This window comes from Streptomyces sp. GD-15H, from assembly GCF_045291515.1.
Lineage (GTDB): Bacteria > Actinomycetota > Actinomycetes > Streptomycetales > Streptomycetaceae > Streptomyces.
Window position 1 is genome coordinate 5,375,454 of the sequence record NZ_CP149447.1, and the last position, 21,822, is coordinate 5,397,275.

The 21,822-nt window shown below is 71.3% G+C and carries 16 protein-coding genes, 1 other RNA gene and 3 pseudogenes; 15 read left to right on the plus strand and 5 right to left on the minus strand.

The window, feature by feature from the left end:
• The first annotated feature begins 13 nt into the window (after positions 1-13).
• Together smpB and ssrA are read left to right on the plus strand one after the other, a co-directional pair.
• Entirely contained in the window at positions 14-493 is a 480-nt protein-coding gene (gene smpB, locus WJ438_RS25455) for an SsrA-binding protein SmpB (protein WP_406727299.1), read from the plus strand.
• 140 nt (positions 494-633) lie between these two features.
• Positions 634-1,036, plus strand: a transfer-messenger RNA (tmRNA) gene (ssrA, locus tag WJ438_RS25460).
• Between the two features lie 202 nt (positions 1,037-1,238).
• On the opposite strand, the gene WJ438_RS25465 is transcribed toward ssrA, so the two are convergent.
• The gene (locus WJ438_RS25465; protein ID WP_406727300.1) at positions 1,239-2,597 is read right to left on the minus strand and encodes an MFS transporter; all 1,359 of its coding nucleotides are present in this window, start codon (positions 2,595-2,597) and stop codon (positions 1,239-1,241) included.
• A gap of 83 nt (positions 2,598-2,680) precedes the next feature.
• On the opposite strand from WJ438_RS25465, the gene WJ438_RS25470 reads away from it, so the two are divergent.
• The 3 genes from WJ438_RS25470 to WJ438_RS25480 all read left to right on the plus strand — a co-directional run bounded on the left by WJ438_RS25470 (position 2,681) and on the right by WJ438_RS25480 (position 8,677).
• The gene (locus tag WJ438_RS25470; protein ID WP_406727301.1) at positions 2,681-3,649 is read left to right on the plus strand and encodes a LysR family transcriptional regulator; all 969 of its coding nucleotides are present in this window, start codon (positions 2,681-2,683) and stop codon (positions 3,647-3,649) included.
• A 1,489-nt stretch (positions 3,650-5,138) separates the two neighbouring features.
• Positions 5,139-7,355, plus strand: a complete 2,217-nt coding sequence (locus tag WJ438_RS25475; protein ID WP_406727302.1) for a polysaccharide deacetylase family protein — start codon at positions 5,139-5,141, stop codon at positions 7,353-7,355.
• Positions 7,352-8,677: an acyltransferase gene (locus WJ438_RS25480; protein ID WP_406727303.1), complete on the plus strand. Its 1,326-nt coding sequence runs from the start codon at positions 7,352-7,354 to the stop codon at positions 8,675-8,677. The genes WJ438_RS25475 and WJ438_RS25480 overlap by 4 nt, the downstream gene beginning before the upstream one ends.
• Before the next feature lie 88 nt (positions 8,678-8,765).
• On the opposite strand, the pseudogene WJ438_RS25485 reads toward WJ438_RS25480, so the two are convergent.
• Positions 8,766-9,874, minus strand: a pseudogene (locus WJ438_RS25485) (MFS transporter); the annotation flags it as partial.
• A gap of 403 nt (positions 9,875-10,277) precedes the next feature.
• Here WJ438_RS25485 and WJ438_RS25490 point away from each other — a divergent pair.
• Positions 10,278-10,583, plus strand: a complete 306-nt coding sequence (locus tag WJ438_RS25490) for a hypothetical protein (RefSeq protein ID WP_406727304.1) — start codon at positions 10,278-10,280, stop codon at positions 10,581-10,583.
• 50 nt (positions 10,584-10,633) lie between these two features.
• Here the strand turns inward: WJ438_RS25490 and WJ438_RS25495 are convergent, their stop codons facing one another.
• Positions 10,634-10,849 (minus strand): hypothetical protein, encoded by a 216-nt coding sequence (locus WJ438_RS25495; RefSeq protein WP_406727305.1) that lies wholly within the window; start codon positions 10,847-10,849, stop codon positions 10,634-10,636.
• A gap of 19 nt (positions 10,850-10,868) precedes the next feature.
• Between WJ438_RS25495 and WJ438_RS25500 the strand changes: the two genes are divergently transcribed.
• Entirely contained in the window at positions 10,869-11,276 is a 408-nt protein-coding gene (locus tag WJ438_RS25500; protein ID WP_406727306.1) for a transposase, read from the plus strand.
• Positions 11,277-11,311: 35 nt separating this feature from the next.
• Here WJ438_RS25500 and WJ438_RS25505 read toward each other — a convergent pair whose 3' ends face one another.
• Both WJ438_RS25505 and WJ438_RS25510 read right to left on the minus strand, forming a co-directional pair.
• Positions 11,312-11,509, minus strand: a complete 198-nt coding sequence (locus WJ438_RS25505; protein ID WP_406727307.1) for a DUF397 domain-containing protein — start codon at positions 11,507-11,509, stop codon at positions 11,312-11,314.
• Positions 11,510-11,520: 11 nt separating this feature from the next.
• On the minus strand, positions 11,521-12,375 hold the full coding sequence (locus WJ438_RS25510; protein ID WP_406727308.1) for a helix-turn-helix domain-containing protein: 855 nt from the start codon (positions 12,373-12,375) through the stop codon (positions 11,521-11,523).
• A 224-nt stretch (positions 12,376-12,599) separates the two neighbouring features.
• Between WJ438_RS25510 and WJ438_RS25515 the strand changes: the two genes are divergently transcribed.
• From WJ438_RS25515 to WJ438_RS25550, 8 genes and pseudogenes are all read left to right on the plus strand, one after another.
• A complete protein-coding gene (locus WJ438_RS25515) occupies positions 12,600-13,229 on the plus strand; it encodes an ATP-binding protein (RefSeq protein ID WP_406727309.1) in 630 nt (209 codons plus the stop codon).
• Positions 13,230-13,342: 113 nt separating this feature from the next.
• Positions 13,343-14,242 (plus strand): annotated as a pseudogene (locus WJ438_RS25520) (uroporphyrinogen-III synthase); the annotation flags it as partial.
• Between the two features lie 138 nt (positions 14,243-14,380).
• Complete coding sequence (locus WJ438_RS25525) at positions 14,381-14,977, plus strand: CGNR zinc finger domain-containing protein (RefSeq protein ID WP_406727310.1); 597 nt, start codon at positions 14,381-14,383, stop codon at positions 14,975-14,977.
• Between the two features lie 286 nt (positions 14,978-15,263).
• Complete coding sequence (locus WJ438_RS25530; protein WP_406727311.1) at positions 15,264-15,860, plus strand: sigma-70 family RNA polymerase sigma factor; 597 nt, start codon at positions 15,264-15,266, stop codon at positions 15,858-15,860.
• Positions 15,860-16,690 (plus strand): anti-sigma factor family protein, encoded by an 831-nt coding sequence (locus WJ438_RS25535; protein WP_406727312.1) that lies wholly within the window; start codon positions 15,860-15,862, stop codon positions 16,688-16,690. Before WJ438_RS25530 ends, WJ438_RS25535 begins: the two co-directional genes overlap by 1 nt.
• Positions 16,691-16,749: 59 nt before the next feature.
• Positions 16,750-19,126, plus strand: a pseudogene (locus WJ438_RS25540) (HelD family protein).
• Positions 19,127-19,619: 493 nt separating this feature from the next.
• The gene (locus WJ438_RS25545; protein ID WP_406727313.1) at positions 19,620-21,044 is read left to right on the plus strand and encodes an NAD-dependent malic enzyme; all 1,425 of its coding nucleotides are present in this window, start codon (positions 19,620-19,622) and stop codon (positions 21,042-21,044) included.
• Between the two features lie 454 nt (positions 21,045-21,498).
• Complete coding sequence (locus WJ438_RS25550) at positions 21,499-21,780, plus strand: HU family DNA-binding protein (protein WP_003950507.1); 282 nt, start codon at positions 21,499-21,501, stop codon at positions 21,778-21,780.
• The last annotated feature ends 42 nt before the right edge of the window (positions 21,781-21,822 follow it).

The window sequence follows — 21,822 nt, forward strand, 5'->3', positions numbered from 1 at the left end:
AATGGGCCGCACTATGGCTAAGGAAAAAGGGCGCAAGCTGATCGCGCAGAACAAGAAGGCGCGGCACGACTACCTCATCATCGACACCTACAAGGCCGGCCTGGTCCTCACCGGGACCGAGGTGAAGTCGCTGCGTCAGGGCAGGGCCTCGCTGGTGGACGGCTTCGTCCAGCTCGACGGCAACGAGGCGTGGCTGCACAACGTGCACGTCCCCGAGTACAGCCAGGGCACCTGGACCAACCACAGCGCACGGCGCAAGCGCAAGCTGCTGCTGCACCGCGCGGAGATCGACAAGCTGGAGTCCAAGTCCCAGGAGACGGGGCACACCATCGTGCCGCTCGCCCTGTACTTCAAGGACGGCCGCGCGAAGGTGGAGATCGCGCTGGCGAAGGGCAAGAAGGAGTACGACAAGCGCCAGACGCTCCGCGAGAAGCAGGACCGGCGCGAGACCGAGCGGGCGATCTCGGCGGTCCGCCGCAAGCAGCGGGCGTAGTGCCCGTCCGCGGAGGGCGGCCGTGAGGGGCCGGCCCCGTCCGGACCCGTCGCGCGGGAATACGCTGGCACCGACCCACGTTGGTCACGTACGATGGCAACAGCACCCCCCAGGGGGTGCGCACCTTGAGAAGAAAACATGGGGATGATCGGTTTCGACAGCGGCTGTCGAAGCAGGGGAAGCGTGTCGAGGAAGCGGCCATGATCTCGTAAACCACAGGCCGAAAAAATAATCGCCAATTCCAAGCGATCCATCTCCCAGGGCGAGCTCGCCCTCGCTGCCTGATCTTCAGGTAGCGAGCAGCAGCTCTCCTACTAGAGGGAGTGTCAGCCCGGGGATGTTCCCGACCCGGATCCTGGCATCATTCAGGGGACTAAACCTTGATCCCGGTCACGGGGTGAAGAGGGAAACCACACAGTGACTGAGCCCGTCGGAGACTTGTCCGCGTGATCTCCGGGGCCGAGAAAAGCACAGCGGACTGCACACGGAGAAGCCCTGATTCCGCACCGTTGGACGCGGGTTCGATTCCCGCCATCTCCACAATTCCCATGTGGGCACAGGCCCCGTCGCGTCGAGCGGCGGGGCCTTTGTCGTGCGGCTGTGGGGTATGCGGGATTCGGTGGAGCGGTTCGGCGGCTCGAACGGACGGCGGTTCGAGGCCTCGGACGGACGAAACCCGACCGGCCCGAACCCGCGGGACGCGCCGCTTTGAGCGGGCGGCGGCTCCACCCGGAGTGGGCCGGGCTCAGCCGCGCGAGTGGGCCGGGGCCACCCCGGGTCGGCGGGAGCCCAGCGGTTTGAACAGTGCGAGCGCCGTCAGCAGGGCCGTCGCGGCCGCCGCCACCGGGACCCCGTACCCGGCCGCCGCCGAGACGTGCTCCACGACCCAGCCGCCGGCCGCGCTGCCGCAGGCGATCCCGCCGAGCAGGCCGGTCACCGCGAGCGTCATGCCCTCGTTCAGCCGGCCCTCGGGGGTGCGGTGCTGGACCAGCGTGATCGTCGTGACCATCGTCGGCGCCGTGGCCATCCCTGCCGGCAGGAGTGCGCCCGCCAGGACCAGCAGTGAGCCGGTGAGGACCGCCGCGAGCAGCGGCAGGACCATCAGCGCGGTCATCGCGGCCAGGCACAGGGGCAGCCGGGACCACGCGGACCCCGCCGGGCGTATCGCCCCGTAGGCGAGGCCCGCCGCGCAGGAGCCGGCCGCCTGGAGGGCCAGCACCGCGCCGGCCGCCGAGCGGTGCCCCTGCGCGTCCGCGAACGCGATCGTGACGACCTCCATCGAGCCGAACACCGCGCCGGTCGCCAGGCAGACGACGAGCAGCGGGCGCATCCCGGGCGCCCGGAAGGGAGCCCGGCCCGGGGCGCGCCGCTCGGCCGGCGGCTCGGTGGAGCGCTGGGCGACGAACAGCGTCACGCCCGTCAGCAGCAGCACCGCGCCCACCAGCGTGCCCGCCTCCGGGAAGAGCGCCGAGCAGAGGAAGGCCGCGAGCACCGGGCCCAGCATGAAGCACAGCTCGTCCGCGGCCTGCTCGAAGGAGTTCGCGGTGTGCAGCCCTTCGGCGGCGTCGGTACGGCCCCTCAGCAGGTGGGCCCAGCGGGCCCGGGACATCCCGCCGGTGTTGGGCGTCGTGGCGGTGGCGGCGTAGGCGGCGAACAGGGTCCAGTCGGGGGCGCCGTGGCGCACGCAGAGCAGCAGCGCGAGGGAGCCGAGCACGGCGCACACCGTCGCGGGCAGGGCGATGCGGGCCTGCCCGTACCGGTCGACCAGCCGCGCCGTCCACGGGGCGACCACCGCGGTCGCCGCCAGACCGGTCGCGACGACGGCACCGGCGAGGGCGTACGAACCCCGGGTCCCGGCGATCATCATGACCGCGCTCACGCTGAACATGCCCATCGGCAGCCGGGCGACGAGGTTCCAGACGGTGAACGCGCGGGCGCCGGGCAGCGCGAAGAGGCGGCGGTACGGGCCCCGTTCCCAGCCGCGGGAGCCGCCCGGCCGCCCGCGCGGCGCGAAGTCGACGGCGACCAGGGTGTCGGCCGTGACGGTGAACAGCGGGGTGTTCCGGGAGGCCGTACGGCGGTCGCGGAAGGTCGGTTGAGGCATGGACTCACCGTCGCCCGCGCCCGCGGCGCCGGTCCAACACCTGATCGGTACCGATTCACGCACCGGCGTTGTAGGTTCACCGGGTGCCCGCCCCCGCCCACCTCGACCCCCGCCTCCTGCGCGCCTTCGTCACCGTCGCCGAGGAACTGCACTTCACCCGCGCCGCGACCCGCCTGTACGTCGCCCAGCAGGCGCTCAGTCGTGATGTGCGGCGGCTGGAGCGGGAGTTGGGCAGCGAGTTGTTCGTGCGGACCACCCGACAGGTGACGCTCACCGCCGACGGCGAACACCTGCTGCCGTACGCCCGCCGCGTCCTCCAGGCGCAGGACGACCTGATCGCCGCCGCCGGACAGGCCCGGCCGCTGCTGGTGGACCTCAACTCCCCGGGCCTGCCGACCCCGCGCCGGGTCCTGCACCGGGCCCGCGAACTCACCCCCGGCCAGGAGCTGATGGCCCGCTACGAGAGCGGTCTGACCTGGGCCGCGGCCGAGGTGCTCGCAGGGCGGCTGGACGCGTCGTTCGGGCGGTTCGCGGGGCTTCCCGAGGCGCTGCGGACCGGGCTCGACCAGCAGCCCGTGCGGTACGAGCCGATGGCGGTGGTGCTGCCCGAGGACCACCGGCTGGCCGGACTGGAGGAGGTGCCGCTCGCCGCGATGGCCGGCGAGACGGTGTACGCCGGGGCGGGCAATCCGCGCACACCGGAGTGGACCGACCTCGCCCTGCTGCTGTTCGAGGGACGGGACATCACTCTCGCGCCGCCGGAACCCCTGGCCGTCGGGGAGGAGGAGTTCGAGCGGATCATGGCCAGGACGCGTCATCCGATTCTCGCCGTGGTGGACTTCCCCGCGCTGTCCTCGATGGTGGTGCGCCCGCTGGTCGACCCGGTTCCGCTGTCACCCGTGTCGCTGATATGGAGGAAAGGCCGGACTCACCCCGCTCTGGACGGGCTTCGCAGGGCTGCGGCCGGAATCGCCGCCGAGGAGGGCTGGTTGCGGCGCCCCGCGAAAGGGTGGGTTTCGGGCAGCGATCTCATCGTCATGAGTTCTCCCTGATGTCTCGCGAATGGCGCGAATCGGCGCCGGGCAAACACAGAACCTCCGCGTACGCTACATTCGACGCTCGAGCACGGTGTGATAAATGGGGCGCTCGGAACGGGTGGGGGTCCGGATCCGACGGCGAGTGCTCAGGCCGCGAGCGCACTTGGAACCGTCCCGTGGGGGAAGTGCGTGCGCGTGGAACAGTGGCGAGAAGAGGCCCAACCGGAGTGGTCCCAGACCGCGTCGGCGTCCAAGGGCACCTCGGCCGGCCCCGGTCTCGACGCTGAGACCTTTGCGACCGAGGACGACTGGCCCCGTTCCGCCCCTTCGGCCGCTCCTGACCACGGGACGTGGTTCACCCCAGGCGCGACATGGCCCAGCCCGGGCGCGGCCGGCCGCGCCGACCGCGGGGCCGGAACCACCCGGTCCGACGGCAACGGCCCCGCGTACGACGCCGCCGAGCCGGAGCACAGACCCCACGCGCCGGCCCCGGACGACTGGCCTGCCCCGTACGACACGAAGGCCGCGACGCGCCCTGTGAACCCGATGAGCAGGACGTCCGCCGCGCCGTTCGCGTCCGAGGCGCCCACCCCCTCCGCGCTGCCCCGGCCCCGCACCCCCCTGCGCGACCCCTGGCAGGAGGACGCCCCGGCGACGGCCGTCCTGCCCGTCACCTCCGCACCCCCCACGCCCGCACCGATCGCCGACCCCGCCCCCGCCGCCGACCCCGCCGGGCAGACACATGACCCGCACGAGGTGACGATCCAGCTCGACGCCGTGCAGATCGGGGCCGGGGTGCTGCTCGGCATGCCGAACCGGCCGGGCGGCGGAGCAGGGCACGAGCCCCCCGACGGGCCCGTCTTCGTCGACGAGTCGGGCCGCCGCGTCCGCCGCTACCGCCGTATCGGCCTGGTCGTCGGTCTCGCCTGCGCGGCGTACGCCGTCGTCATCGTCACCACGCTGCTGTCCGGCAACTCCGACGCCCCCTGGGTGCCCGTCCCCGGCCAGGAGCAGGAGCAGCCTGCCGGGAAGGTCGACACCTCGCCGCAGCCCGCCGAGCCGGACGCGTCCCCCGACGCCGAGACCATCCCGGACCCAGGAACCGAGCCGACCGGCGACGAGCCCGACCCCGTCCCGCCGCCCGACGGCGGCCTCCCCGCGGGCGGCGGGGCCGCCGTCGGGGACGGAGCCGGCGAGGTCGCCGACCCGTCGCCGACGCCGCCGACCGGGACCACCCCGCAGCCGGGCACCGACTTCTCCCCGAGCGCTCCGGCCGGCCCCCGGCCGCGTCGGAGCCCGCCGCCCCGACGACCTCGCCGGGCGGTACCGGCACCGCTCCGGCCTCGCCCCCCGCCGGGGAGGGCCCCGGCGACGAGGAACCCGCCGGCACCGACAAGCTCGCCCAGGCGCCCGCCGTCCGGCCGGCCGTGGTCGCCGAGAGCCCCGCCGCACAGCCCGAACAGTCCACCGCCCCCGCCGCACCGTCCCCGGAGCACGTCCTCTGATGGCATCCCACCCCCGCCGTCCCGGGCCCGCGACCAGAGCCCGAGGCGGCTCTCGGCGTCGCAGCCGGCCCAAACGTCGCCGTCTGCCCCTGCGCCTGCTGCTTCCCCTGCTCGTGCTCGTCGCCCTGACGGCGATGCTCATGCTGCGCGGATACACGCACAGCGAGATCCTCGCCGACCACCGTGTCCAGGCGCCCGCCCCCACCGATCAGGTGCCGGAGAAGATCCTCGAGGGCGGTCCGGTCATCGACGCCCGTGGCGGCCGCACCGAGAGCCTGAGCGTGCCCGACGGCCGTCTGGTCCTCACCTTCGACGACGGCCCGGACCCGGTCTGGACGCCGAGGGTGCTGGACGTGCTGAAGAAGCACGACGCGCACGCGGTCTTCTTCGTCACCGGCACCATGGCCTCTCGCTACCCGGACCTCGTCCAGCGCATGGTCGACGAGGGCCACGAGATCGGCCTGCACACGTTCAACCACCCCGACCTCTCCCTCCAGTCCAAGAAGCGCATCGACTGGGAGCTGTCGCAGAACCAACTGGCGATCACCGGCGCGGCCGGCATCCGCACCTCGCTCTTCCGCCCGCCGTACTCCTCCTTCTCCGCCGCCATGGACAACAAGTCCTGGCCGGTCACCGAGTACATCGGCAGCCGCGGTTACCTCACCGTGGTCAACAACACCGACAGCGAGGACTGGCAGCGGCCCGGTGTCGACGAGATCATCCGCCGTGCCACGCCCAAGGGCGGCGAGGGCGCCATCGTCCTGATGCACGACTCCGGCGGTGACCGCGGACAGACCGTCGCCGCGCTGGACAGGTTCCTGCCCGACCTGAAGGAGAAGGGCTACGAGTTCGACAACCTCACCGAGGCCCTGGGCGCGCCCAGCGCGATGAGCCCGGTGGCCGGCTCCGAGTTGTGGAAGGGCAAGGCGTGGGTCTTCCTGGTCCAGGCCTCGGAGAAGCTCACCGGCGGTCTGGTGGTGGGCCTGGCGGTCATCGGCAGCCTGGTCATCGCCCGCTTCGTGCTGATGCTCCTCCTCTCCGGCGCCCACGCCCGCCGGGTCCGCCGTCCGGGCTTCCGCTGGGGCCCGCCGGTCACCGAACCGGTGACGGTGCTGGTCCCGGCCTACAACGAGGCCAAGTGCATCGAGAACACCGTCCGTTCCCTGATGGACAGCGACCACCCGATCGAGGTCCTGGTCATCGACGACGGTTCCAGCGACGGCACGGCCCGCATCGTCGAGGCCATGGGCCTGCCCAACGTCCGGGTGATCCGCCAGCTCAACGCGGGCAAACCGGCGGCGCTCAACCGGGGCCTGGCCAACGCCCGTTACGACATCGTCGTGATGATGGACGGCGACACGGTCTTCGAGCCGTCCACCGTCCGCGAACTCGTCCAGCCCTTCGGCGACCCGAAGGTGGGAGCCGTGGCGGGCAACGCGAAGGTCGGCAACAAGGACAGCCTCATCGGCGCCTGGCAGCACATCGAGTACGTGATGGGCTTCAACCTGGACCGCCGCATGTACGACATCCTGGGCTGCATGCCGACCATCCCGGGGGCTGTCGGCGCCTTCCGCCGCTCGGCACTGGTACCGCTCGGCGGCATGAGCGACGACACGCTCGCCGAGGACACCGACGTCACCATGGCGCTGCACCGCGCCGGCTGGCGCGTGGTCTACGCCGAGAACGCCCGCGCCTGGACCGAGGCCCCGGAGACCGTCCAGCAGCTGTGGTCCCAGCGCTACCGTTGGTCGTACGGCACCATGCAGGCCATCTGGAAGCACCGCCGCGCCGTGGTCGAGAAGGGACCCTCGGGCCGCTTCGGCCGCGTGGGCCTGCCCTTCGTCTCCCTGTTCATGATCGTGGCCCCGCTGCTGGCCCCCCTGATCGACGTCTTCCTGCTCTACGGCATCGTCTTCGGCCCGACGCAGAAAACGATCATGGCGTGGCTGGGTGTCCTGGCCATCCAGGCGGTCTGCGCGGCGTACGCCTTCCACCTCGACCGCGAACGCATGACCCATCTGATCTCGCTGCCGCTGCAGCAGGTCCTCTACCGCCAGCTCATGTACGTCGTGCTGCTCCAGTCCTGGATCACCGCGCTCACCGGCGGCCGCCTGCGCTGGCAGAAGCTGCGGCGCACCGGCGTCGTCGAGGCGCCCGGCGGCTCCGTGCCCGGCCCGCGTGCGCAGAGCAGCGATGATCGGAGGCCCGTGGCATGACCCACGGATACACGACTGGTACGGGCCCGGAGTCGGCCGGCCCGTACGGAACCGCGCACGCGGGGGAGGCGAACGGGACCCCGGGGATGCCGCCCGCCGTCCCGCGGCAGCGCACGACCGAGCCCGCGCCCGTACCGGAGCCCGCCGCCCAGGCCGCCGGCACCGGGAAGCCGGGCCGTGACCGGTACCTCGACCTGCTGCGCTCCCTCGCCCTGGTCCGCGTCGTGGTCTACCACCTGTTCGGCTGGGCCTGGCTGACGGTGCTGTTCCCGTCGATGGGCGTGATGTTCGCGCTCGCGGGTTCGCTGATGGCGCGTTCCCTGAAGCGTCCGGCGGCGAGCGTGATCCGCAGCCGGATCCGCCGTCTCCTGCCGCCCCTGTGGGCGTTCGCCGCGGTCGTGCTGACGATGATGTTCGTGAACGGCTGGAACCCCGGGAAGGACGACGGCACCTGGGGCCTGATCGGGCTGGTCAACTACCTCGTCCCGATCGGCGCTCCGCCCTACCCGTGGCAACTCGGCTCCCCGTCGGGCCTGCTGGACGTCACCTGGGCGGTGCAGGCCGCGGGCCCGCTGTGGTACCTGCGCGCCTACCTGTGGTTCGTCCTCGCGTCGCCGCTGCTGCTGTGGGCGTTCCGCCGGGCCCCCTGGCCGACCCTGCTCGCCCCGCTGGGCCTGACGGCGATCGTCGGCACGGGCCTGGTGACCATCCCCGGCGAAACGGGCCGCGCGATCACCGACTTCGCGGTCTACGGCGGCTGCTGGGTGGTGGGCTTCGCCCACCACGACGGCATGCTGAAGCAGATCCCGCGCTACGTCTCGGTCTCCTGCGCGTCACTGGTGATGGCCTTCGGCCTGTGGTGGGCGTCGAACCACCTGGGCCCCGAGGGCTGGGACCTCAACGACATTCCGCTGGCCCAGGCCACCTGGTCGTTCGGCTTCGTCGTGATCCTGCTCCAGTACTCCCCGTCCTGGCGGGAACTCCCGGGACGCCTGGCGCAGTGGGACACACTGGTGACCCTCTCCAACAACCGGGCGGTCACCATCTACCTGTGGCACAACCTGCTGATCATGGCGACGGTCCCGCTCGTCAACCTGCTGTACCGGCTTCCGTTCATGCGGAGCGAGCGCGGGGTCGAGGCTCTCAGCAGCACGTACACGCTCTGGATGTTCGCCCTGGTCTGGCCGCTCATCGGCCTGACGGTCCTCGCGGTCGGCTGGATCGAGGACCTCGCGGCGAAACGGAAGCCGCGGTTGTGGCCGAACGGCACGAAGCGCTCCACCGGCCGGCGGTCCGGGAGCCGCGCCGCCCACCGGGGCTGAGGTCGGGGGCGGTCCGCGCGGTCCCGGTTGTCCAGTAGCCGTGGGACCGCCCGCTCCGAGGAAGGGCGGCGCAGCCCGATCGCGGTCGTCAGGTGTGGCTCGGTGCCGGCTCCGGCTCGGACAGAGGCGCTGTCGCGCGGCGGGGAACAGCAGCGGGGTCGCCAGCAGGAGCACGCCGGCCAGGCCGATGGCCGTACGCGGGCCGAGCAGGCTGCGCCCAGCACGCCCCAGAAGGTCGTCAGGAGTGCGGTCGGTGCCTGGTCGTCACCGCCCAGGAGGTCAGCGTGCGGGTGACCCGGTCGGTCGCGGTGCGCTGGGGGCGGTAGGTGGCGTGGGCGGGGTTGAAGACCCCGCAGCAGAAGATGAGCGCGAGCTCGACGCCGATCACCAGCAGCAGTCCGTCGGTCCCCGGGCCCAGGAAGGCCAGGCCGATGGGCCAGATCGCACGCAGTGTCCCGGCCACGATGAGGACCTGGTGCTGCCCGAACCGGGTGACGAGCGGTCGGGCCAGCCACGAACCGAGCAGCCCGCCGATCGAGGGGACGGCGAAGGCGAGGCCGTACTGCCACGGTGCGAACCCGAGTCGGCCGAGCATCAGGACGGCCAGCAGCGGCGAGGCGGCCATCACCAGGCCGTTGAACAAAGCGGTGTTGGAGAACAGCGGACGCAGCGTCGCGTCGGCGAGAATGTACCGCCAGCCGTCGAGCAGGTCCCCGGCCCGCATGCGCGCCGCCTCCCGGCGCCCGGGTGGCGGTTCGTGGTTGCTGCCCGTCGCGCGGACGCTCAGGGCCGAGAACAGGTGGCTCACCGCGTCGGCCACCACCGTCGCCACCGGGCCGGGCAGCCCGATCGCGGCGCCGCCCAGCGGCGGCCCGATGATCGTGGTCGTCCAGGCCGTGGATTCGAACAGGGCGTTGGCGACGAGCAGGTCCTCGGCCGGCAGCAGCGTCTTCAGGTACGCGCCGGAGGCGGCGCGGAAGGTGATGTCGGTCGCCGCGACGACGACCGAGACCAGCAGGAGCTGAAGGAAGGTGAGCACGCCGAGCGCGAACGCGGCGGGGATCGTCAGTAGTGCCGCGAACCGCACCAGGTCCCTCCCGATCAGCACCGGCCGCTTGCGGCGGAACTCCCCCACGGGCCGAGCGGCACCGCGACGGCCGCGCCCATCGCGGCCCCCACGGACATGAGTAGGAGTACTCATGTGGGATGCGGGGTGCGGGCCGAAGGCTATGCGCATGACACGTATCCCCGCTTCCATCAGCGCTTTCGCTCACCCCGGGCGCGTCCTTGCGGCTGCCGCCCTCGCCGCTCTGGCGCTTTCCGGCTGCGGAAGTGACGAGCCGAGTGGCAGTGGGTCACAGGGCGGGCCGGGCAGGAGCGCCGACTCCGAGGTGAGTGCCACATCGTCGTCGCCCGAGCAGGCGGCGTTCGCGGCGATGCTCGATAAGTTCGCCCAGCCGTGTTCTTCGGCCGACGGGGCTGCGCCGGGACCGACTGACAAGAAGCCGACCGGTCCGGAGGGAAAGCAGAGCCTCGCCCCTGGGGAGGCTCCCCGACCGACCCGATCGAGCCCGGCGCCCCAACAGGGCCCGGGACGAAGTTGAACGACCGCGACTGGTGCGCGAGCGTCCAGCACGAACAGCGCATCATTCAGGCGCTGCAGGAGGTCTCGGAGCCCACCCCCGCCAAGGTCCGCAAGACCCTTAACAGCCTCGGCTACATCGACGAACGCATCCACGGCCTCAAGCAGGACGGCAAGACCACGCGCTTCTACCTCGACCTGCGCGAGAGCGGCGGTCGACTCTGCGAGGCGGGTCTGGCCGCGGGCGAGGAAACGGATGTGACCGTATGTACAGTCCCCGCAACCGGAGCGTTCGCAGTCACGGAGACAAAAGAGCAACCCTAGTTAGTGCAACGCGTCGCAGGTGCTTTGCCGGTTGGGGTGGCCCGGTCTGGTTACTTCGTGTAGTCGGCGAGGTGGACGAGGGCTGCGGTGTCGAAGGCGTCGGTGGGGTGACCGGTGGGGGTTCCGGTGTGCAGGAGGGCGTCGGTGTAGGTGTCGGTGGCCGGGGAGCAGATCGCGAAGCCCCGTTGCCCGTCGCCGCCGAGGTGCTGGATCCGGCGCTTCGGCACGCGCTCGTCGGGGCCGTCGTGCTCGATTGAGATCGTCATCGCCGAGACCGGCTGCGACATGGCCCAGTTCGCCTCCGCTCAGCGCCTTGCCTCTTGGATCGGCGTCTGCCCGGGTACCCACGAGTCCGCCGGGGTGGACAAGTCCGGGCGCATCCGCGCGGGCAACAGCAACCTTAAGCGTCTGCTCGGGATCGCGGCCATGGCCGCGATCCGCAACAAGGACTCCTACCTGTCGGTCTTCTACCGGCGCATCGCGGCCCGCAGAGGCCGTCCCCGCGCGCTTGTCGCGGTCATGTACAAGCTCGCCATCGCGATCTGGCGTGTCCTGCACGACAAGGTCCCCTACCGTGAGCTCGGCGCCGATTACTTCGCCAAGCGTGACCCCGAACGCACCATGCTCCGAACGATCAAGGAGGTCAACAGTCTCGGCATGACGATCCGATCCGAACTCATCACAACTGCCTGAACTGCGCAGATCCCTTCATTTTCGTGTCAGGCCCCTCAAGCGCCGAACTCCGATCCACCGATCTTGTCGACGTGCGCGAGGAAGGCGGTCCACGCGGCGCGGGAGAGGTCGAGCCGCGGTCCAGCTGCGTCCTTTGAGTCGCGTACCAGGACGGTGGGCGGGGCGGTGGCTATCTCGACGCAGTTCGAACTGTCCCCGCTGTAGGTGGACTTCTGCCAACGGACGGTCTGCACGGTGTTCCTTCTCAGGCTTCCTGGATGAGGTCGTGGATGAAGTCGTGTGACTCGGCTGAGCCGAGCGCGCAGGACGTCATGTGGTCCAGTACAGCGCGGTACTTGGTCAACTGTGCCTCCGCGTCGAGGAATCCGCAGCCTCCGTGGTGGGTGTCCAGTTGGACGGTGTCGAGTTGCGGTACAGCGCCCGCGACGTAGTCGAAGGACTGGCCGGTGCTTGGGAAGTAGTCCGTGCCGAACGGGATCACACGGATGGTGACATGGGGCATCGCGCCCATGTCGAGCAGGTGTGTGAGCTGGTCGCGAGTTACGGCGGGACCGCCGAAGCCCATGCGCAGGGCCGACTCGTGGATGATCGCCGAGTAGGAGGGCGGATTCTCCCGGTGCAGGATGCCCTGCCGTCGGACGCGATGGGCGAGACGGTGCTCGATCTCGTACTGCCTCATGGGCGGTACGACGGCCCGGAAGAGGGCGCGGGCGTGGTCGGTGGTCTGTAGCAGCGCCGGGATGTGGATGACCAGGGCGACGCGCAGCGCGGTGGCGTGGTGCTCCAGTTCGGCCAGGTCGACCAACGCGGCGGGCAGGTGTTCGCGGTACTCCTCCCACCAGCCACGGAGTCGGCGCCCGGTCATCGCGGCCAGCGCGTCGATCAAAGCCTCGTCGGAACAGTCGTACGCAGACGCCATCCCGCGTACGAGATCGGCGCTCACGGAGCTGCGACCAGTTTCGATCATGCTCACGCGCCCTTGGTTGACGCCCAGGTGCGTGGCGGCCTGGGTCACGGTGAACCCCGCCCTTTCGCGAAGTCTGCGCAGCTCGAGGCCGAGTCGTCGTTGGCGCAGGTTGGGGTTGTTGGTGGGCGGCAAAGCGTCTCCGTCCGGGCCGCGAAGCGGGCTCTCATGCACCTCACACGAGCTATTGAAGATAAATCTCCCACGGTTGGGAGATTTATATCCCGTTGGGGTTCTATCGTGGCGATATCGCTCACCCACCTTTTTTGTAAGCCGGAAGCGCACCGTGACCACGGCACCGCCACCGCCTGACGTCGACGTCGAGCGAGCTCAAGTCCCCTTTCCTCCTGGAGCCGTTCATGGTCACCGTAGCCCCGCCCCCACCCTGGGCGTACGCCCTTCGGCTGCCCCATGACCCCCGTGCCGTACGCGTCGCACGCATGACGGTGCGGGCCGTGCTCGGCGGGCACGGGAAGCAGGACGCCGTCGAGGCAGTGGAGTTGTTGACGTCCGAGCTGGTCACCAACGCCTACCGGCACACCAAGGGCCCCGCGTCGCTGCGACTCACCTCCCTGAGCGACGGCTGGCTGCGGGTCGGCGTGTGGGACAGCCACCCGTACATCCCCGCACCGTTCGGCGGACCTCCCGAGGACCGGGTCCCGCTCGTCTCGGCCGGCGCCGAATTCGGGCGGGGCTGCGCCTCGTCCAGGAGTACGCGGACAGCCGGGGCGGGTGGGCGCTCGGGGACGGTGTGCTGGGGCGGGGTGCGGGAAAGCTGCTGTGGTTCGAGGTGGGCGGGCGGCGGGGCCCGGGGTGAGGGCCGGGGTGGCACCCGACCGGTACGCCCGGCACCTCTCACCCCGCACCCGCCAGAGGATGAGAGCAACGTGCCCCAGCGGTCACCCGCTGCCACAGCTCGGAAACACTTCCTCCCTCCCTTCGGGATCAGCACCCCGAGGCATCCGCCCGCCGCACCATGGAGAGCGTAGGAACCCCCGGCCCCCAAGGCGGGGAGCACGGCAAAGACCCGGGCGGCATGAGGTCGAGCCGTGCCTCACGCAGCACACCGACTCGAGTGCGGGACGAAAGCAGGACGAGAAGCATGGACGACGAACAACAGAATCCGAACCAGCCGTCCGGGCCGAATTCCGGACCGAACCCCGGGCACGGGCCGCTCGCGGGCTTCACCGTGGGGGTGACCGCCGCGCGCCGGGCCGACGAGCTGGGCGCGCTGCTCCAGCGGCGGGGCGCCGCCGTGCTGCACGCCCCGGCCCTGCGGATCGTGCCGCTCGCCGACGACAGTGAGCTGCTGGCCGCCACCAAGGAGATCACCGAGCGGGCCCCGGACATCGTGGTCGCCACGACGGCGATCGGTTTCCGCGGCTGGGTCGAGGCCGCCGGCGGCTGGGGGCTCGGCGAGGAGCTGCTGGCGAAGCTGCGCGGGGCGCGGGTCCTGGCGCGCGGACCGAAGGTGAAGGGCGCGATCCGGGCTGCCGGGCTGACCGAGGAGTGGTCGCCGCCGTCGGAGGCGATGGCCGAGGTGCTCGACCGGCTCCTGGCGGAGGGCGTCGACGGACTGCGGATCGCCCTCCAGTTGCACGGTGAACCGCTGCCCGGGTTCGTGGACTCGCTGCGGGCCGCAGGCGCGGAGGTGGTGGGGGTGCCGGTGTACCGGTGGATGCCGCCGGAGGACATCGGTCCCGTCGACCGGTTGCTGGACGCGACCGTCGCCCGGAGCCTGGACGCGGTCACCTTCACCAGCGCGCCCGCCGCCGTGTCCCTGCTGTCCCGGGCCGAGCGGCGCGGGATGCTCGACGACGTCCTGGCCGCCCTGGGCCACGACGTCCTGCCCGCCTGCGTCGGCCCGGTCACCGCGCAGCCGTTGCAGGACCGGGGCATCGACACCGTCCAGCCGGAACGCTTCCGGCTCGGCCCGCTCGTCCAGCTGCTCTGCCGCGAACTGCCCGGCCGGGCCCGCTCAAGGCCGGCCGTCCCGCCCCGGGACCGGGGTGGGCCGAGGGGTTCCGGGCGTGGAAGTGGGCAGGCACTGTAGGAGGGAGCGGATTCCCGGAACGGATTCCCCACTCGCATCGCACCGGCCCCCACACGACCGGGGTGAACCCTAGGCGGTGACAGGAACATGGCACTGGGTACGGTCACGGCGCCCCACGAGCTGCGGTTCGACACCGGGCGAATCTGTCTGGATCTCCTCGCGACCACGCATCCCGAGGAACGGCTCGGCTCCGTCGAGGTGGTGCGCGCGTGGATCACCGGCTCCGGACTCGTCCCGCCGGACACCCCGTTGACCCACGCCGACAGCTCCTGGCCGGCCGCCTTCCGCGAACTGCGCGGGCACCTCGCCCGCCTGGTGCGCGGCCGGCCGGCGCCCGGCACCCCCGCGTACGACCGCGCGCTCGCCCGCGTCAACGACCTCGCCCGTGCCGCGCCCCCGGCGCCGCGGGCGGTGCCCGGTGACGACGGGGCACTGGTGCGGCGGCTGGCCGGGCCGCCCGGCAGCGCCGCCCTGCTCGCGGCGATCGCCAGGGACGCCGTGGATCTGCTCACCGACCCGCTCGCGCGCGCGAGCCTGCGGCAGTGCGAGGGCGACAACTGCCCGATCGTGTACCTGGACACCTCGCGCGGCCGCCGCAGGCGCTGGTGCTCCAGCGAGATCTGCGGAAACCGCGAACGAGTGGCCCGCCACCGCCGCCGGGCCGCCGCCCTCACCCGCGCCTGACCCACCCCCATCCCGGTCCCCCGACTCCGCTGTCCCGTATACGGCTTTCGCTCCCCGCCTCGCGAAGTGACCTCGCTTACAACCCGTTTGACCTCCGCGTCGCGCGGGCATCCCGGCCACTCCCCTCGCTGTGTCGGAAACGTGAAGAAGAAGCGGGGGGATGTGCTCCCATGTCCCGGTCTTCACCCCACCCCGCAGAAAACTCTCACCTCGCGTTGAACACCCGACCCACCCCGCCCGTACCGGTTGTCGAGCGACCGACTGGGGGATCCCCCGGACACCGGAGGTGGGCGTGCGCAAGGATGCGGCCGTGGCCAATGAACGTGGAGCGAGGGCACGACATCGCATGTCTCCGTCCTCGTCTTCTTCGTCGAATGAACCTGACGAGGAGTTGATGCGCGTGCTGTATCGCGAGCACGCGGGCCCCTTGCTCGCGTACGTCCTGCGGCTGGTCGCCGGAGACCGGCAACGCGCCGAGGACGTCGTGCAGGAGACGCTCATCCGTGCCTGGAAGAACGCCGGTCAGCTCAATCGGGCCACCGGTTCGGTACGCCCCTGGCTGGTGACGGTCGCCCGGCGCATCGTCATCGACGGCCACCGCAGCCGGCAGGCCCGGCCGCAGGAGGTCGATCCGTCGCCGCTGGAGGTCATCCCCGCGGAGGACGAGATCGACAAGGCGCTGTGGCTGATGACGCTGTCGGACGCACTCGACGACCTGACCCCGGCTCACCGGGAGGTGCTCGTCGAGACGTACTTCAAGGGACGTACGGTCAATGAGGCGGCTGAGACACTGGGCATACCCAGCGGTACGGTCCGTTCCAGGGTGTTCTACGCCCTGCGTTCGATGAAGCTGGCACTGGAGGAGCGGGGGGTGACGGCGTGATGAGCGGGTACGGGGGAAACCAGGGATTCGGCGCGGGCGGTACGGGTATGTCTGGTGCCATGCAGGGATCACCGGTGCCGAACGAACATGAGACCGTCGGCGCCTACGCTCTCGGCATCCTCGACGATGCCGAGGCGACCACGTTCGAGGCGCACCTCGCGGGCTGCGAGTGGTGCGCCCAGCAGCTCGACGAACTCGCCGGTATGGAACCGATGCTGGCCGCCCTCGCGGACCTGCCCGGTACCGGTACACCGTCGCTCGGCGAGTCGCTGTCGGCCAAGCCGGCGCCGCGCGTGGTGGAGAAGCTGGTCGACAAGGTCGCCGAGCGCCGCGCCAGGAAGCGCCGCCGCAACTTCTACATGGTGGCCGCCGCCGGCGCCCTGATCGTCAGCGGCCCCTTCGTGGCCGTCGCGGCGAACGGCGGGAACGACAGCGGGGGCGACCGCACCAGCCAGACCCTCTCCGCGAACCCCGCGGAGGAAGTCTTCGACCAGATCCCCGACAAGATCACGGCCACCGACCCGGGCACCAAGGTCTCCGTGACCCTGGCGCTGCAGAAGAAGGACTGGGGCACCGGCGTCGTCACGCAGCTGACGAACGTCAAGGGCCCCGAGAAGTGTGTGCTGATCGCCGTCGGCAAGAACGGCGAGCGGGAGACCGTCACCTCCTGGTCCGTCCCGGACTGGGGCTACGGCCTGCCGGACGCCAAGACGGACAAGGCCAAGCAGCCGCTCTACGTACAGGGTGGCGCGTCGCTGGATCTCAACGAGATCGACAAGTTCGAGGTCATGACCTTCGACGGCGAGAAGCTGGTCGAGGTCGACGCGTAGCCTGACGGGCCCCCTTCGCGTACGGTTGACGGCTGCCCAGCACGTCAGAAGGGGGCCCGGTGGCCGCTCAGGCTCAGCAGGAAACCGCGGTCGATCCGGTTCACGACTCCGTTCGCGACCGGGAGATCAAAACCGAACAGGAACACCTCGACCGGGTGTACCGGCGGCTCGAGGAGAAGATCCACGAGGCCGAGTTCCTCATGCACGACGCCGCCCGGCGCGGCCAGGTCGGCACGCCCGGCGCGCTCGCCGAACGGGACGCCCAGGTCTTCCGGGCCGGCGTCCACCTCAACCGGCTGAACAACGAGTTCGAGGACTTCCTCTTCGGCCGGATCGACCTGCTCCAGGGCAAGGACGGCAGGAAGGGACCCGACGGCGCCTACACCGCCGTCGAGCCCGCCGAGGGCGCCGTCCGCCCCGACAACACCGCCGACATCGCCGAGACCCTGCACATCGGGCGTATCGGTGTCCTCGACGAGGAGTACTCCCCGCTGGTCATCGACTGGCGGGCGCCCGCCGCCGCCCCCTTCTACCGGTCCACCCCGGTCGATCCGGGCCGCGTGGTGCGCCGGCGGGTCATCCGCTCCAAGGGCCGCCGGGTCCTCGGCGTCGAGGACGACCTGATGCGCCCCGAGCTGACGGCCTCCCTGGACGGCCACGAGCTGCCCGCCGTCGGCGACGGCGCCCTGATGGCCGCACTCGGCCAGGCCCGTACCCACAGCATGCGGGACATCGTGGCGTCCATCCAGGCCGAGCAGGACCTGGTGATCCGGGCCCCCGCCGCCTCCGTGACCTACGTCGAGGGCGGCCCCGGCACCGGCAAGACCGCCGTCGCCCTGCACCGCGCGGCCTACCTGCTCTATCAGGACCGGCGCCGGTACGCGGGCGGCATCCTGATCGTCTCGCCCACCCCGCTCCTGGTCGCCTACACCGAGGGCGTGCTGCCCTCCCTCGGCGAGGAGGGCCAGGTCGCCATCCGCGCCATCGGCTCGCTGGCCGACGACGCGTCCGGCACCGGGGCCACCCTGTACGACGCCCCGGCCGTGGCCCGCGCCAAGGGCTCGTACCGCATGCTCAAGGTGCTCAGGAAGGCCGCGCGCGGTGCGCTGGAGCACGGCGGCACGCCGACCCGGCTGCGGGTCGTCGCCTTCGGCCGGCGGATCGAGCTGGACGCCGACGAGCTGGCCGCCGTCCGCCGCACCGCCCTCGGCGGCACCGCACCGGTGAACCTGCTGCGCCCCCGCGCCCGCAAGCTGCTGCTGGACGCCCTGTGGGAGCGCTCCGGCGCGGGCGGCCGGCACACCGATCCGGAGCTCGCCGCCGAACTGCGCTCCTCCTTCGACGACGACATCACCACCGAGGACGACTTCCTCGCCTTCTTCGACGCCTGGTGGCCGGAGCTGACCCCGGCCGCCGTGCTGGACGCCATGGCGGACGAGCGGCGCCTCGGCCGCTGGGCCCGGCGGGTCCTCAACCCGGGCGAGGTCCGCAGGGTCGCCCGTTCGCTGCGGCGGGACGGCCGCTCGGTGCACGACATCGCGCTGCTCGACGAGCTCCAGGCCGTCCTCGGCGCCCCCGCCCGGCCCCGGCGCAAGCGCGAACTCGACCCGCTGGACCAGCTCACCGGCCTCGAGGAACTGATGCCGGTGCGCGAGGAGTCGCAGCGCGAGCGGGCCGAGCGCCTCGCCCAGGAGCGCACCGAGTACGCCCATGTCATCGTCGACGAGGCCCAGGACCTCACCCCGATGCAGTGGCGCATGGTCGGCCGGCGCGGCCGGCACGCCACCTGGACGATCGTCGGCGACCCCGCCCAGTCCTCCTGGTCCGACCCGGACGAGGCCGCCCAGGCCCGCGACGAGGCCCTCGGCAGCAGGCCCCGCCGCCGCTTCGAACTCACCGTGAACTACCGCAACCCGGCCGAGATCGCCGGCCTCGCCGCCAAGGTGCTGGCGCTCGCCATGCCCGGTGCCGAGTCGCCGAGGGCGGTGCGCTCCACGGGTGTCGAGCCGCGATTCGTGACGACGGACACGACGAGGCGCACGACGACGAGCAACGGACACGGCGGAAACGGCGACGGCGCGGGGACGTCCGCCGGCACGTCACTGCGCGAGACGGTGCGCGCGGAGGCGGCCCGGCTGCTGGAGCGGGTGGACGGCACGGTCGGTGTGGTCGTCGCCATGCAGCGCCGCGAGGAGGCGCGGCGCTGGCTCGAACGGGCTGGGCGACCGTGTGGTGGCCCTCGGCAGCCTGGAGGCCAAGGGCCTCGAGTACGACGCGACGATCGTGGTCTCCCCGGCCGAGATCGCCGACGAGTCCCCGGCCGGCCTACGCGTCCTGTACGTCGCCCTCACCCGGGCCACCCAGCAGCTCACCGTCGTCTCGGCCGAACGGGACGAGCCGGACGCCGCCGGAGTCCCGGACCTGCTCCGGGACTGAACCCGCTCCGGGACTGGACCGCGGGCGGACGCCACCGCCCGCGGTCCAGTCCCGGAGCGAAAAGTGCTCTCGAGGGAATGGTCCTACGCCATCCGTTTGTTAGCCTGGCAAGTGACACCGGCCCGATCCAAGCCCCCGGGCCCAACCTTCGTCGCTACGAGCGACCACTTGCCGCGAGGCGAGCATGGCGGGCCGGTGTCACTGAACGACCGAGAGGCCCATGTCACTCCCGAGTGACATGGGCCTCTCGTGTCGGCCGCTCTCGTGTCGGCCTTCGCGCCGCCTCTCGCAGCGACTTACGGGCGACCCCTTGCTTCTCGTATGGTGGAACGGCCTTTCCGAAGGCTGCCGCAGATACCCGCTTCCCGCGCGAACAAAACGTTCGCAAGGGGAGGCGGCTACCTCGTACTCGGGGGTAGGTGCGACGATCGGACGGCACGAAGCTGCGGCACGCAGCGACGCAACGAAACGGTGAAAGCAGAGGAAGTCGGCCATGGCAACGGCGCCCAGCGTCTCCTACTCGATGACCATCCGACTGGAGGTGCCGTCGAGTGGAACCTCCGTCTCCCAGCTCACCACCGCCGTGGAGTCCTCCGGCGGCACGGTCACCGGCCTCGACGTCACCGCGTCGGGGCACGAGCGGCTCCAGATCGACGTCACCATCGCGGCCACCTCCACCGGCCACGCCGACGAGATAGTGGAGAAGCTCCGCGGCATCGAGGGCGTCACCCTGGGCAAGGTCTCGGACCGTACGTTCCTGATGCACCTCGGCGGCAAGATCGAGATGCAGTCCAAGCACCCCATCCGCAACCGTGACGACCTCTCCATGATCTACACGCCGGGCGTGGCCCGGGTCTGCATGGCGATCGCCGAGAACCCCGAGGACGCCCGCCGCCTCACCATCAAGCGCAACTCCGTTGCGGTCGTGACGGACGGCTCCGCCGTGCTCGGCCTGGGCAACATCGGCCCCAAGGCCGCCCTCCCCGTGATGGAGGGCAAGGCCGCCCTGTTCAAGCGGTTCGCCGGTATCGACGCCTGGCCGCTCTGCCTCGACACCCAGGACACCGACGCGATCGTCGAGATCGTCAAGGCCATCGCCCCGGGGTTCGCCGGCATCAACCTGGAGGACATCTCCGCACCGCGCTGCTTCGAGATCGAGGCCCGGCTGCGCGAGGCCCTCGACATCCCCGTCTTCCACGACGACCAGCACGGCACCGCGATCGTCGTCCTGGCGGCCCTGACCAACGCACTGCGGGTCACCCGCAAGGCGATCGAGAACGTCCGGGTCGTCATGTCCGGCGCCGGCGCGGCCGGCACGGCCATCCTGAAGCTGCTGATCGCGGCCGGTGTGAAGAACGCCGTCGTGGCCGACATCCACGGTGTGGTGCACGCGGGCCGTGAGGACCTGGTGGGCACCCCCGCCGACTCCCCGCTGTGCTGGATCGCCGACCACACCAATCCGGAGAACCTGACGGGCACGCTGAAGGAGGCCGTGCGCGACGCGGACGTCTTCATCGGTGTCTCCGCCCCGAACGTCCTCGACGGCGCGGACATCGCCGCGATGGCCGAGGACGCGATCGTCTTCGCGCTCGCGAACCCCGACCCCGAGGTGGACCCGGGCGTCGCCCGCGAGACCGCGGCCGTGGTGGCCACCGGCCGCTCCGACTTCCCGAACCAGATCAACAACGTGCTGGTGTTCCCGGGCGTGTTCCGCGGCCTCCTGGACGCCCAGTCCCGCGCCGTCAACACGGAGACGATGCTCGCCGCCGCGCAGGCCCTCGCCGACGTGGTCACCGAGGACGAGCTGAACCCGAACTACATCATCCCGAGCGTGTTCAACGACAGGGTCGCGGGCGCGGTCGCCGACGCCGTGCATGAGGCGGCGAAGGCGACGGAGGCCGCGGTCTCCGCCTCCTAGCAAGGCCCGGGGCCGGGCGGGCACGGCTGTGACCATCACCACGGTGGGTGTGCAACCGGCGCGTCGTGGAACCCGTGTCGTCCGGCCGCGCTCTATCGTGGCGGCCGTACATCAAGGGTTCCGCCCCCCGGCCCCCGCGCTCCGCTGCCGGAAACGGACGCAGTGTCACCGTCATGAGGCAGTGGCGCTCCTCGTGTGACTCCCACGGGTGACTCCCACGGGTGTTCTCAGGGTTTCTGCGGGTGCCGGATTGGCTTTACCGCCGCAGGTAGAGGCAGGATGCTTCACCAGGACAACGTCCAGGGGGCAGCACCTCCAGGGGCGTGCGGGCTCGAGTACGGACCCGGGTCCGGGCCCTCACCGAGGACCCTGGCAGCATCGGCTTGGCCGTGCCCTACGCGCGGCTCCGCCGCGTGGCACGCCTCAACGGCAAGAAGAACACGGGAGTAACAACATGAACCGCAGTGAGCTGGTGGCCGCGCTGGCCGACCGCGCCGAGGTGACCCGCAAGGACGCCGACGCCGTGCTGGCCGCGTTCGCCGAGGTCGTCGGCGACATCGTCTCCAAGGGGGACGAGAAGGTCACCATTCCCGGTTTCCTGACTTTCGAGCGCACCCACCGTGCCGCTCGCACCGCGCGCAACCCGCAGACCGGTGAGCCGATCCAGATCCCGGCCGGCTACAGCGTGAAGGTCTCCGCGGGCTCGAAGCTCAAGGAAGCCGCCAAGGGCAAGTGATCCTGCCGTTCGTACGTCCCGGGACGGCGTACGACGCACAGT